This window comes from Desulfonatronum thiosulfatophilum (assembly GCF_900104215.1).
Classification (GTDB): domain Bacteria; phylum Desulfobacterota; class Desulfovibrionia; order Desulfovibrionales; family Desulfonatronaceae; genus Desulfonatronum; species Desulfonatronum thiosulfatophilum.
This window is the reverse complement of the sequence record NZ_FMXO01000008.1, coordinates 179,268-192,482: the sequence shown is the minus strand read 5'-3', so window position 1 is coordinate 192,482 and position 13,215 is coordinate 179,268. Positions and strand designations below refer to the sequence as shown.

At 56.6% G+C, this 13,215-nt stretch carries 12 protein-coding genes; all 12 read right to left on the bottom strand.

All coding sequences use genetic code 11. From position 1 onward, the window contains the following. Positions 1-3: 3 nt before the first annotated feature. The gene (locus BLP93_RS16640) at positions 4-195 is read right to left on the bottom strand and encodes a hypothetical protein (RefSeq protein WP_139162959.1); all 192 of its coding nucleotides are present in this window, start codon (positions 193-195) and stop codon (positions 4-6) included. 100 nt (positions 196-295) lie between these two features. Beyond that, entirely contained in the window at positions 296-589 is a 294-nt protein-coding gene (locus BLP93_RS08405; RefSeq protein ID WP_092119920.1) for a pilus assembly FimT family protein, read from the bottom strand. 804 nt (positions 590-1,393) lie between these two features. After that, entirely contained in the window at positions 1,394-2,716 is a 1,323-nt protein-coding gene (locus BLP93_RS08395; protein WP_092119915.1) for a sigma-54 interaction domain-containing protein, read from the bottom strand. Positions 2,717-2,725: 9 nt separating this feature from the next. Continuing rightward, a complete protein-coding gene (locus tag BLP93_RS08390) occupies positions 2,726-3,943 on the bottom strand; it encodes a type II secretion system F family protein (protein WP_092119912.1) in 1,218 nt (405 codons plus the stop codon). Positions 3,944-4,055: 112 nt separating this feature from the next. Continuing rightward, a complete protein-coding gene (locus BLP93_RS08385; protein ID WP_092119965.1) occupies positions 4,056-5,768 on the bottom strand; it encodes a GspE/PulE family protein in 1,713 nt (570 codons plus the stop codon). Positions 5,769-5,885: 117 nt separating this feature from the next. Next, a complete protein-coding gene (pilQ, locus tag BLP93_RS08380) occupies positions 5,886-7,478 on the bottom strand; it encodes a type IV pilus secretin PilQ (RefSeq protein ID WP_092119909.1) in 1,593 nt (530 codons plus the stop codon). 62 nt (positions 7,479-7,540) lie between these two features. Further along, positions 7,541-8,047, bottom strand: a complete 507-nt coding sequence (locus BLP93_RS08375; RefSeq protein ID WP_139162958.1) for a hypothetical protein — start codon at positions 8,045-8,047, stop codon at positions 7,541-7,543. Between the two features lie 16 nt (positions 8,048-8,063). Beyond that, positions 8,064-8,597: a hypothetical protein gene (locus BLP93_RS08370; protein ID WP_092119903.1), complete on the bottom strand. Its 534-nt coding sequence runs from the start codon at positions 8,595-8,597 to the stop codon at positions 8,064-8,066. 9 nt (positions 8,598-8,606) lie between these two features. After that, positions 8,607-10,499: a type IV pilus biogenesis protein PilM gene (locus BLP93_RS08365; RefSeq protein WP_092119901.1), complete on the bottom strand. Its 1,893-nt coding sequence runs from the start codon at positions 10,497-10,499 to the stop codon at positions 8,607-8,609. A gap of 42 nt (positions 10,500-10,541) precedes the next feature. Continuing rightward, positions 10,542-10,757 (bottom strand): hypothetical protein, encoded by a 216-nt coding sequence (locus BLP93_RS08360; RefSeq protein WP_139162957.1) that lies wholly within the window; start codon positions 10,755-10,757, stop codon positions 10,542-10,544. A 484-nt stretch (positions 10,758-11,241) separates the two neighbouring features. Further along, positions 11,242-12,000 carry a helix-turn-helix transcriptional regulator gene (locus BLP93_RS08355; protein WP_092119895.1) on the bottom strand — a complete coding sequence of 253 codons (759 nt, stop codon included), beginning with the start codon at positions 11,998-12,000 and terminating at the stop codon, positions 11,242-11,244. Further along, the gene (locus BLP93_RS08350) at positions 11,997-13,178 is read right to left on the bottom strand and encodes an FIST signal transduction protein (protein WP_092119892.1); all 1,182 of its coding nucleotides are present in this window, start codon (positions 13,176-13,178) and stop codon (positions 11,997-11,999) included. The genes BLP93_RS08355 and BLP93_RS08350 overlap by 4 nt, the downstream gene beginning before the upstream one ends. Between the last annotated feature and the right edge of the window lie 37 nt (positions 13,179-13,215).

The window sequence follows — 13,215 nt, the reverse complement described above, 5'->3', positions numbered from 1 at the left end:
TCATCAACCCGACCATGAGCCGGATTGGTTTTGCTGGCGCCCTTTCTCGCTGTAGTAAACCGTAAACTCATCATCGAAGTGCTGCCAAGGGATCTGTTTAGCCAGTTGAAGCAGAGAATGATGGGGATTGAGTTGTTTCAACAAATCCGGATAGAGGAAGTTGCCTTGATTACAATTTTTCTTTTTCGCCTTCATAGTCACTCCAAAATCAGTGATTTTTCGACCGGCTTATTACAGAAATACTGCAGTAACTGGTTGAAAATGTACTACGAAATAGAAAAAATGTCTAACAATTTTAAATAGTTGATCTATTTTTAGGGCAGACTACATTACCGTCAACTTCGCAGGTAGTGGTAATGGGTGTATTTGCACCAGTATTGCCTGAAGCCAAAGCATTCGCATAAGCTAATGATATCCCCGATAAGTATGCCGCAGCAACGCCCTCTGCTGCAGACAATCGGCTTTGGGCCTGTAAGTTCGCAAACCTCGGCACAGCCACTGCAGCCAAAATACCCAAAATTACTAGTACAGCTATAATATCAATAAAAATGAAACCGCCTTGGGACTTTTTCAGATCTTTCTTTTCCATGTGTTCCTCCTTTAGGAATTACTGGGTTGATGGTAATGAGTAATGGGTAATGAGTAATGGGTAATGAGTAATGGGTAATGAGTAATGGGTAATGAGTAATGGGTAATGAGTAATGGGTAATAGGTAATGATGAGTAATGTGAAAAATTGATAAATACAATGGCGAATTTAGTGTGGAAATAACCCTTGGCCGAGTGTCGCTATCCGTGTTGAGCCTGGATGGTATTTTTATGTTTGCGGCATACCTCCTTGATCTTGAATATTGGCTTTGATTTGCTTGTACGGTGATTAATCGCTGACTTTCTCTCTGCAGGTGGCTTTGCGGAATGTTGTTGAGCGACCTGTGCCGCAACAACAGCATGGAGTGTGCCAAAGTCAGAACAACTTGGGCTACCATGCAACGTGAGACTCGGATATGGTTGAGAGTGTTGAAGATACAATTTAGAATAATTGCGGAAGTTGAACGGGAGGCAGAAAAGGAGGGGGTTCAGATGGATGTATCTACAAAATTTGGAGAGCTTTGCAGCGGAAAATCGCCAAAGTTTGGAGAGTGGGCGGAGGCTGGAGGCTGTGGTGGTTAGGGACGATGGGTTAAGAGCGATGTGTGATATGTGCCTGCCCATGGTCCGTTCAAAACTTGCCATTCTTCTCGTTACTCCTGCTCTGCAGTTTGTATAAGTACCAATACAACGGTCATGATAGGTCCCAAAGAAATCGGGATCGTCGGGGAAATGTAAAGGTCGTTCATATCCGTAAGTTCCATGGCGGATTGGATTCACTTGCCCGGAGCATGCAATTCTGGGTTTTACTTGAACTGCTTCACGGCAATGTCCAACTTCTTGATCCGATGCCAGAGGCTGCGTTCCTTGATGCCCAGCAGGCGGGCGGCCTTGGCCTGGATTCCGTCGCAACGAGCCAGGGCCTCTTCGATCATGGTGCGTTCCACGCTGGCCAGGCGTTGGTCCAGACCGGCGCCGTTGTCCGTCTTGCCTTTTCCATCCGTATTCCCGGCGGGAAACGCGAAAAGCCCATTCCCAAACAAGCCGGCCAGGTGCTCGGGACGGATTTCCTCCTCGCCGGCCAGCACGGTTGCCCGCTCCAGGCTGTTGCGCAATTCCCGCACGTTGCCAGGCCAGTCATGGGTCATGAGCAGGCCCAGAGCGGCAGCGGAAATGTCGGCGTTCCCGTTGTGGGAGGCCGCGAAGTGCTCGGCCAGAGCCGGGATGTCGTCGCGTCTCTCGCGCAGGGGAGGCAGGTGCAGGGGGAAGACGTTCAACCGGTGGAACAGGTCCTCCCGAAACAGGCCCTGGCGCATCAGCTCCTGGATGTCCCGGTTGGTGGCCGCAACCACCCGCACGTCGCAGCGTACGGACTTGATTCCACCGACCCGTTCGACGGTCCCGGTTTCCAGCATGCGCAGGATTTTGGCCTGCACGGCCAGGGGCATGTCGCCGATTTCATCCAGGAAAAGGGTCCCGGCATGGGCCAGTTCGAAGCGTCCCGGCTTGGCCGTCACTGCGCCGGTGAAGGCGCCTTTTTCATAACCGAAGAGTTCGCTCTCCAACAGGGTTTCCGGAATTGCCGCGCAGTTGACCACGACCAGGGGGCCGTCCCGGCGAAGGCTTTGTTCATGAATCGCCCGGGCAATGATTTCCTTGCCGGTTCCCGACTCGCCGGTGAGCAGGACCGAGGCATTGGTCGGCGCCACTTTCAGTACCTGCCCGAGCACTGCGCGGAGAACAGGGCTCTGCCCCACGATTTCCGGGAACAAGGCTTTGGCGTCGAGACGCGACAGAGCCTGGCCCACCTGTTCAAAAGCCTGACGAAACTCCTCCAGATCGCTCCGCGGCAGGCCTCCGGGGAAAGCGGAATCCTTGGCCGGCAGGACCCCGGATGCCCGGGCTGCGTCCAGGAAATCACGGATCGGCCGCAGGATCAGGTACAGTAAAAGAAAGGCGACAATGAAGGTGGTCCCGCCCACCAAAGTCGCGAGCCTGGTCAGGTCTCCTGAGACATCGTACCGGAAAAATGGCAAATATTCGCTCAGAAAAAGGGCCAGCACAGCTGTTCCGGCCACGATCAGGGGCACGAGCAGGGTCAGACTGACATGGAACACGGTGCGGCGCATACGCACCGCCTAGCGAATGGTTTTGACCATGTCCCACATGGGCATGAATATGGCCAGAGCGAAAAAACCCACCACCCCGGCCAGAGCCACAAGCAGGACAGGTCCCAGAAGTTCGGTCATCCGGCCCACCTCGTAGTTCACTTCATCGTCGTAGTGCACGGAGATGTCGTGGAGCATGGTGTCCAGATTCCCGGACTCCTCGCCCACGGCAACCATGCTGATGACCATGGGGGTGAAATACTTGGCGGACTTGAGGGGCGTGGAAATGCCCTTGCCCTCCCGGAGTTGGTCGCCGATCTTGTCGAATTCCCGGGAAATGGCTGAGTTGCCGATGGAATCCGAAAGGATTTTCAACGAATCCAGGACCGAAACCCCGCTGATCTGCAGGATGGCGAAAATACTGGAAAAACGGGACATGGCCGCCTTGGTGAATACCGGGCCGAGAATGGGCAACGCGAGAAAGAACTTGTCCCGCAACAGCCTGCCGGTGGGGGTCTTCTGGTACCAGTACACGGAGAAGACCATGCCCACGAAAATCGGCAGGCTGATCATCCAGTATCCCAGAACCACGGTATGCATGAGCATGGCCACCTGGGTGGGCCAAGGCAGATCGATCTTGGCGCTGGCGAACATTCGGGCAAATGTGGGAACAACGTAGGTCAGCAGGAACAGGAAGGCGCCGAAGAGCGCCACCACGACGATGACCGGATAGGTCATGGCCGAGCGGACATTTCCCTTGACCTTGTGCTCGTGGTCCAGAAGGTAGACCAGTCGGTCCAGAACCTCGGGCAGATTTCCGCTGGTTTCCCCGGCCCGGATCATGCTGATGTACACGGCAGGAAATACGTTGGGATGCTTGCCGAACGTGTCGGCCAAACCCAAGCCCGACTTGATGTCCTCGCCCATCCGGGCCACGGTCTGCTTGAGCTTTTTGTTGGTGGACTGAAATTCCAGGATGCGAAAGGCCTCGGTGATGGAAATGCCGGCCTTGAACAGGGTGCGGAACTGCTTGGTGAAAAAGATCAGGTCCACGGGTTTGATCCGGGTCAGGCTGGTTTCCAGCTTGTCCAGATACTCCTGAACCGAGCCGTCGCCGGCCTGAACCTTGGTCGGCATATAACCCCTGGCGCTGAGCATGTCCTCAGCCCCTTCCAGGGAGTCCGCCTCCACAGTGCCGGAGATGGTCGTGCCCATCTCATTGATGGCCTTGTATTTAAACTTCTTCATTCGTCACCCATTACTCGTCACAAATTGCCTGTCATCCATCGCTGTAATCGAGACAAGCCGGAATGCAGCTGAATAGATATCCATCGCTCATCATTTAACGGCCGCACCGCGGCTAGACAATAACCGTGGTCGTCACTTCTTCCAGGGTGGTTATGCCCTGGGACACCTTATCCATGGCATCCTCGCGCAATGTGCGCATCTTGCCTGCCTTGACCGCGGCCCTGGCAATCTCCTGGGACGAGGCCCGCCGCATGGTCAGGTCCTGGATCTCCTCGTCATTGAAGAGCACCTCGTACAGGCCGACCCGTCCGCGGTATCCGGTGCCTTTACACAGGTAGCAGCCCGCGCCGCGTCGAAAGGTCATGGGCTTATCCCGCAACCCCCAGAAGTCCAGCAACTTTTCGTCTGGCTGGTACTCTTCAACGCACTGCTCGCAGACCCTGCGCACCAGGCGCTGTGCTATGGACACCAGAAGCACGGAGGAGACCAGAAAGGGTTCCATGCCCATGTCGATCAGCCGCGTGATGGCGCTGGCCGAGTCATTGGTGTGCACGGTGGACAGCAGGCGGTGACCGGTCATGGCCGCCTGGATGGCGATGGCGGCTGTTTCCGCGTCCCGGATTTCGCCGACCATGACCACGTCCGGGTCCTGGCGCAAGATGGAGCGCAGGCCGCTGGCAAAGGTCATGCCGGCCCGACGGTTGAGTTGCACCTGCCTGATCCGTTCCACCCGGTATTCCACCGGGTCTTCCAGGGTGATGATGTTGATGTCCGGAGTGTTGATGGATTTCAGGATGGCGTAGAGGGAGGTGGATTTGCCGCTTCCCGTGGGGCCGGTGGCCAGGATCATGCCGTAGGGCTTGGCCACGGCCTTCTGGACCTTGGCCATGTTCTCCGGGCCCATGCCCAGGCGATCCAAAGTGTACACGCCGGCGCTCATGTCCAGCAGACGCAGGACCATGTTCTCACCGTGAATGGTCGGCAGGGAGGAGACGCGGACATTGACCTCCCGGTCCTGCATGTTGATGGTAAATCGGCCGTCCTGGGGAATGCGGGAGTTGGCGATGTCCATGTTGGACAGGATCTTCAGCCTGGAGACCAAGGGCAGATGCATGGACTTGGGTGGCGAAGGAATCTCCTGAAGCTTGCCGTCGATGCGAAACCGGATCTGAACGGCATTTTTTTCCGGACTGATATGCACGTCGCTGACCTTTTCACGTACTGCCTGGGCCAGGATTGAATTGACCAGCCGGATGACCGGGACTTCCTCGGCCATTGTCTGCAGGGAGGAAACCTCCACGTCCATGGTCGGCCCCTTGGGCGCGTCCTTTTCCTCGTCCTCGGTCCTGGTTTCCAGGGAGGAGATGTCCTCCATCATTCCGTCGAGCCCAGAGCGCAGGCCGTAGATATTGCCCACGAGCTGATCGTACTGCTGCTCGGTGCAGATCAGGGGTTCCACTTCGGCGTTGACAGCGAGCTCTATGGCGTCCAGAGCATTGATGTCCATGGGGTCGGTCATGGCCACCTGGAGAATGGACCCCTTGCGGCCCAAGGCCACGACCTTGTACTTCTGGGCCAGTTCCACGGGCAAAAGCTCGCCCAGGCTCGGAGAGATGGGGAATTGCGTCGAGTCGAAGAGGGAAATGCGCATCTGCCTGCTGATCAGGTCGATGACCTGGTCCTCGCGCACGATGCTTTCCCGGATCAGGTATTCGCCAAGTTTGATGCCGACCCTTTTGTGTTCTCGCAGGGCGGACTGGAGCTTGGCCTCAGTGATCAGGCCTTCCTTGATCAGCATGTCGCCCAGTCTGACTTTTTTTGGCATGTTCAGGCCCTTATCATGAAACACGTGCAGCACATGGGTGAAATTTGAATGAGGTTCTGAACCCCGGCTTTCGCCGCGGCAACAGTGCGGAGACGCTCATAGTTGCAAATTGCCGCCCTAACTTTCCGGGTCAATAGAAAATGGCGAGGTCTGTTGCATGGCCCGGGTCGGGAGGATGGTCGGGGTGATGAAGATCAGCACGTCTTCCATAAGCTGGCCCTTGTTTTCTCTCTTGAACAACCAGCCCAGGCCGGTGACGTTCTTCAGGCCGGGGACCCCGGTTTCATCGAAAGTGTCGCGTTGCTTGGTCAAGCCGGAAATGACGATGGTCTCACCGTTCTCCACGATCAGGTTGGTTTCGGTCTGTTTCTTGATGATCAAGGGGTTGCCGTCCACCTGCCGGGTAAAGTCCACCTCGTCCTTTTTCACGTTGATCTTCATCCGCAACAGATTGGATCCCACGGTGTGCGGGGTGATTTCCAGGCGGAGCACGGCGTCCTCGAACCTGACAGTCTTGTCGCCGTCCCTGTCATAAGTCACGTAGGGCACCCGCTCGCCGTTCTCCGTATAGGCCATCTGGTTGTCCATGGTCGTGATGGACGGGCTGGAGAGGATGTTCAGCTTGCCGTCCTGCTGCAGGGCCGACAACTGGACCTCCAGGTAGTTGGTGCTGCCGATGATGAAGTTCAGGCCAAAGCCAGCCGAAGCAGCGGCCAGGTTGGCCGGGAAGTTGCTGGCCATGCCCATGGGGCCCTGGCCCGTGTTGAAGGAAGGTGTTGCGGGGTCGCCCAGCGGATAATTCCCTGCTCCAGCCAGGGGCACGCTGGGCTGTTGCAGGCCGACGCTGGGCGACAACATCCAGGGATGGCTGTGATTGACGCGACGCCCCCCCCACTGGACGCCCAGATCTCTGGCAGTTTCCTTGGTAGCTTCCACGATGGTGGCCTTGATCTGAATCTGAGAGCGAGGCTTGTCCAGGTGGCGGATCATGTTCAGGATGCGGTCCTGGTCATCACGGGATGCCTTGATCACCAGGGAATTTGAATGGTCATCGACATTTATCGAACCCTGAGGCTTTTCGTCCGGCCCCTTGGTGATCAGTTCAAGAAGGCTGTCTTTGAGTTTGGCGGGTTCTCCGTAGTTGATGCGCACGACCCGGGCGATCAACGGCGCCAGGCGTTCGGTTTCGCGGGCCTGCTCGAACTTGCCGCGCCGTACTTCGGCCACGCGCAGGTCGTTTTGCATGTCCTCCAGGGTCAGGACGCGAAGGATGTCGCCATCCCAGACGTAGGTCAGACCATGCACGGCGATCACGCTGCGAAAGGCCTGGTCCCAGGGCACATTGTCCAGGAGGATGCTCACGTTTTTTGCATTGATTGTGGAGCCGAAGACGATGTTCTGCCCAGCAGCGCGGGAAAGAGCCTGGAGCAGGGCGCCCAGGGGCACGTCGTGCAACTGCAGGTTGACCAGAGTCGTGGGCAGGGGCGGCTCGGGAAGTACTTCCAACTCGGGCTCGAGTTCGGCCACGAATTCAGCCACGTCATAAGCCTCCAGTTCCTGGAGGGGGGAATGTCCCCTGGTTACTTCGGCCATCAAACGCCAATCGTCGAAAAAGGTCTCCATCTCCGCCACTTCCGGTTTGGCGGAGCAACCGAGGAGGACCAGGCATACAAGGGCAAACAGCGGACTACTCGTGAAAAATCTTCGCATGGCAACACCTGCCGGGTTTTAGGACTTGACGGGATACATGATCAACATGACCTGCCGAAAGTTTATTGAAAGAACTCCATCCCCTGGTAGGAGAGCTCCAGTCTGGATTCTCCGTCCGGGCGGCCGATGACCACCTGGAACGGGGTGATCTGCAGGACGCGATAGCCGGGATGTTCCAGTTCGTCGCCGACAAAACGTTCTTTGCCGTTGATGATCGCCACCCGGATCGGGCCGACTTCAATGTATCCGGTGTATGTGAACAGATCCTGATCCTGGTATGCGTCCGCCTTCTGCTCCGCTGCGGTGCCAACCGCGGGTACCAGAAAGGGGTCGCTGATCCAGGGAGTCGCGATCTGGCTGAGCAGTCCCGTTTCGTAAGGGGAAAGGCCCAGTTTCTGGATTTCCGCGTCGATCTGGCTTTTTACGGCCAGGGCCTCAGTAATTTCCGGTGCTTCCTGTTCCAGGCCCGGCGTTGAGTGGGCGGTCCGATTCCCGAGGAAATGGTATCCGCCACCGATCAGCAGGGCCAGGACGGCCAGGGCGACAATGACTTTTTCACGCGTATTCATGCCGGTCATCCCATTTTCATCGGTAATGCAGGGAAAATTCCAGTTTGTACTCACGGTTCATGCCGACTTCCCGCACGAGCATGGAGTGGACCTCGTCCAGATGGGGCTGCTGCAGCAGTTCGAGCAGAAAGCCGCGGAACGCATCCAGCGGACCGCGCAGTTGCAAGTTGACCACGATCAACCGCGGCCGACCTCCCAGGTCCTGCATGGACGGGGAGACGCTGCGCGTAGCCAGGCCATGCTCGGCGCTCATGTTGATCAGTTGCTGGGAGAGTTGGTCCATGTCCACGCCCAGAGGCTCCCTATCAGGCAACGGAAAGGGGCCTTCGGTGGGTAGCCTGCCCAGAGCGGCCTGGAGACTGGAGAAACTGGGTCCCAGAATGCGCTTGACCTCGACCTGGGTCTGCAGGCTCCGGAGCCGTTGCTCCGCCCGCTCGATGTCCGACCAGACCGGATAAACCAGGAAAAAGCCCAGAAGGGCGGCCAGGGCCAATCCTCCAAAAAGCAGGAGCAGGGCCTTGGCGGGCAGTTGCACGTTTGAGTCGGACATATGCATCTCCTACCTGAGCTTGAGGTCTACGTGGAATTCCAGCTTGGTCTCTCCGGGCCTCTTCTGAACGGGTTCCTTCTTGACCAGCCTGGGCTGGGCAAAAATGTCCGAATCAGCCAGCATCAGGATGTACGATCCCAGAAAAGCGTCCAGGGTTTCTACCTGGCCGGAAACCAGCCCCTTGACACTGCCCGTGCCCCTTTCATCGTCCTGGCCGGGTTTGAAACTGAAGGAGGCGCTTTCCAGCTCCGCCCAGATCGGGGTGATGGAGGACAGGGCCCCGACAGCAGCCAGGGGCATGTAGCGCGAGAGGTAGCGTTTGACCCTTGCGTCCTTGTCCCGCGTTTCCGCGAGCATGGCAGTGATTTCTCGTGTATTGGGAAATGCCTCCAGTCCGGCCAGCGTGGCTTCCTCGGCCTGAATCATGGCGTTCAGGTGGTTCAGGGTGGAAGAGGTGTGCCAGTAGGCGGCCAAAACCGAGCCCAGCACCAGAATGCCGAGAAAACCGGCCACCTTGGTGATCAGACGCTCTTTCTTCTCCCTCGAACGGTGCACATAGGTGTGCAGGGCGTTCATGGTTCGCTCTTTGCCGGACAGAGCCAAGCCGGCAGCGGGCAGCAGCTCCATGCGGGTCAAGGTGTTCGCGGGGAGAAAGCCCTGGGCCGGGAGCAGGTCCGGATCCAGGGGATCGAACAGTTCCACCGGGATGGTGAACTGGCTGGCGATGTATTCCATCAGGCCCGGAAAAAGCGCGGGAAGCCCGGAAACCAGGATCTTGTCCGCGGGCTGGAAGCCCATCTGGTTCACGGAATGTTCCAGGGTCCGTTCCAACTGGCGGATCAACCGCTCCAGGGCCGGAAGGATCATTTCCAGGAGCTTTTCCGTATTATTATGGGTTCCGGCTGGCATGGTCCTGGCCTGATGAAACTTGATGGCGTTCCGGAACAGCGCCCGCGCGTCGACGTGGTCCCTGTCCGGGAGGACATTGGTCTCCGGAAGCTCCGACGTGGCATTTGACGTGTCGGGGGCCGTTTTGAGCAAAGAGTCCGGCGCCATGCCGATTCCCTGCTCCCGGACCGCGAAGCTGTCCTCAATGGCCTCTATGAAGCTGTTGGCCCCGGACTTGATGTTCCTGCTGAACAGCAGCCGGCCGTTGTCCAGGATGTCGATGCGCGAACTCTCTTCGCCCAGTTGGAGGTGGGCAAGGGCGTTGCTCGGCTCCACGACCCACTGGGTGGAGAAATAGTTCTGCACGGCCAACGGTTCGATTGAAATTCCGCTCAAGGCGTATCCGGCTTGTCTGAACACGGCCTTCAGCCGGTCAACTTCGCTCGCCTGGGCCAGAAAATAGGTCACGAGGCGTTTTTCCACTCCCTTGTCCATGACCCGGTCGAGGACCCGATAGTCGAAGATCTGAGTCCTCTCATTGAACTTGACGTCCTTTTTCACGGCCCAGAATACCGACTGGTGCAGATCCTTGGCCGCAACATTGGGCAGCTTGAGGGAGGAGTATTCAGCCTGATCCGGGCTGATGAACGTCCAGATTTCGGGCTTGGAACCGGCTGAAGCCTTCTGAAGGCATGTACCTAAAAACGCCGCAAAGGCGGCGCTATCCGGTGTGAGACCCTGCGGATAAGGGAAGGAGCGCAAGCCCTGGAAAGAGGGCCGGCCCCGATGATAGGTGACCAGGGCGCAGTGGAGGGCTTGGTTTCCGATCTGCACCGCCAGGCAGGGCTTGTTCCCGCCGGAAAAAGTCAACGTGGCCGGAACGGCCGTTGATGTCTTCTCCGGGTCGGGCAGACCCGCAACGTCAAATTGCGCCGGTCTCTTGGCCACGGTGTCGTCCTTGCGGATGACCCGGAGCAGCTTTTCCGTGGATTCGATGTCTTTGTCAGATGGCATGAAGGTGCGTCCGTTGTTGTTGATCCTGAGGGCAAAACGCCGTCAACGTGCGGTCCTGGAAGCCTTGGGAGTTGCGCGGGCGCCGCAGGCAAAGGAGGCCTTAACGATATCCGTGCCGCTCTGGGAGCTGGCGTAGAAGATGGCCCGGGCCTCGCCGTTGGCCTCCAGGAGGTCGTTGACCCGGTCCAGATGCGAGCCGCTTTCATTATGCCGGATGTGAAAGGTGACCTTTTGCATATCACTTATAGATTGATTCAAGCATTCTCATGCATCTGCGACGACTCAGTACATTTCACTTGTGTGGCGTCACCTGACACTGGATTACTGTCTTCGCGGAAGTGGTCTTTTTTAAGTATACCGTCTCCGAATTTGTGGCAACACCAAAAGCGGGCAGCCGTGTATCTCATGCGGAAGCTGAGCAACTAAACACCTTTTTTATTTTACTGCGTTTAAAGATAGTAAATAATGCGTAATGTCAACGCTGAAAAAATACTTAAAAATATACGCAAAAAAGTAAGTGTTTAAACATAAATATATATAATCATGTGCTTTTATGTTTTGTGCTGGCGCCTGCTCGGTAGGGCCTGAAAAAACGGATAAAATTTGTTGCGGTACATCATCTGGATGCTTCCCCTTATGCCCGGCATGGGAACCAGCGAGCCATAACGCATGTTGTCGTACCCGCGAAGGCTCCAGTCGCATGCATGCATGCCGGCCTGCTCCCACGCAACGGACGTCGGTCTTACTGCATCACCTGCCTGAGATAGTCCTTCAGCCTGATCTTTCGTGAAAGTCCCAGTTTTTTTCGGATGTTGTAGCAGTGGGAGTGCACGCAGCGTAAGGAAATGTGCAGAATGCCGGCGACGGTCCCGGCGTTGTGACCCTGGGCAATCAGACGGGCCACGGTGGATTCACGTTCGGAAAGGTGTGTCGGCAATTCGGTTGCACCTTGGGTGACTTCCGCCCCGACGAACTCGAGCTTGGAGATGATCCGATCGATCATTGCCTGTTGTTGCGGGTTTACGGATTGAAGCCGTAATTCCTTGAGATCGTCCAGGACAAGGTTGCGGATCTCCGTCAATTCATTGGTCAGGTTCTTCCGGTCCCGTTCATACCTTCCGAGTAGGACGTCAAGGGCGATGTTGGACTGTTCCAACTGGCGCAGGTAGTCTTCAAAGCTGGCGTCCTTTTTCTCAAGAGCCCGGGTTCGCTTGTGAACCTCTTTCTCCAGGTCAGCCTTGACCCCCAACAACTTTTCATTAAACCGTTCAAGGGCGTCGTTCTTTTCCTTGAGCTGGTCCTGGTTCTTCTCACACTCCTTGTGAATGGCCTTGAACATGTTCCGCTGGTTGTCAGTCAGCCGCTCCTGTTTGCACAACTGGCGCTTGAGTTGAAACACGCGCTGTTGCAGGAAAAGGATCTTGGTTTCGGCGTCCCAGGAGGCGAAACAGGGCCCGAAGCTGTCGGACCAAAAAGTGGCGGCGCGGGGGAAGGTATTCATGTGTCTTCTTTCAGAAGCAGCAATGCAAAGGTGTCGTTATGAAAAAAGGTCGTGTTCGTTCCCTGCAAGGGGCCGAGTTCCCCGTACGCATACATGCCGAACATGCGCATTTTTGGATGACGATCCCTGTGCTGCAGCAACACGGCGTGCTCTTCCATGGCTCTGGAACCCAGAATGTGACGGCGCGAAGTGCATGGCATGAGCAGGGCCAGGTTTGGACTAGAGCCGGGGAAGTGTTCCAGGCACTCCCGGGTGGTCTGATGCGCGGCTTGAATGAAAGCTTCTCGGTCGAACTCGGTCAGACGAATGCGTGGATTCTCAGGAAACGTGCCGACAAAAGTGATGCTGTCGTCTTTATTAATAAAGACGGGGGCACGCAGGAAAAAATCGCCATCTTCAGTGAGCACTGCAAGTGGAAACTGAGGTAATTCCTGGTAGTTCCTTTGGCCCAGAAATTGTTCCATAAAGATTGCGGCCGGCATCCCGTCGATTTCCCAGACAATATTATCTTTATGTTTGGTTATTGCGTAAGTCTTGCCAATCGGTCGGAGCCCGCTGAACAGTCCCATGGAGAAGCGGACCGGGCCTGAAATGAGGACCAGGATCAAGGCGTCGGTGGCAACGCGATCGTTGAAAAACTGAAATGTTCTGCGAAATTGATAGCCGTCTCCGGCCATTCCTCCGAAAAGCGGAAAGTTTTCCCCGATCACCCGGCGCAGAGCCTGATCCACGCTGACACCAAAGGTCTTCAGGCCTTCGGCCAGGACAAGCCCCAGCCTGGGCGTAAAGTTGTTATGCCCGACCTTTTTTTTGATCTTACGCGCGGCTTCGGTCCAGGCAGCGTTGACCGCCGCTTCGGGATCTCTGGACAGGTTTTCTCCCAGGCCGATGGAGAAGGATACCTTTTCGGTATGAATCAACAGCAGACACAGGGAGTCTTCAGCACAGAGGAGGATGTCGGAGATCTCGCCGTCCGTGGTGCAGCCCACCAGGGGCAGATCGGGCCATGCGTTCAGAATCCGGTCCAGCACTGCCTGAAAGTTGATGTCCATGTTCGATGTGAAGAGGATGCCCAGACTCGGAGACCTGTCTCGTAAGATGTCCCGGCACTGGGCCAGGACTTCCTCGACCGCTCCGGCTGCGACGGGATTGTTGCTGTGTCCGATGGCAGTTATCATGATTGGAAATACTGACTACATGAATATTTCATCGTTG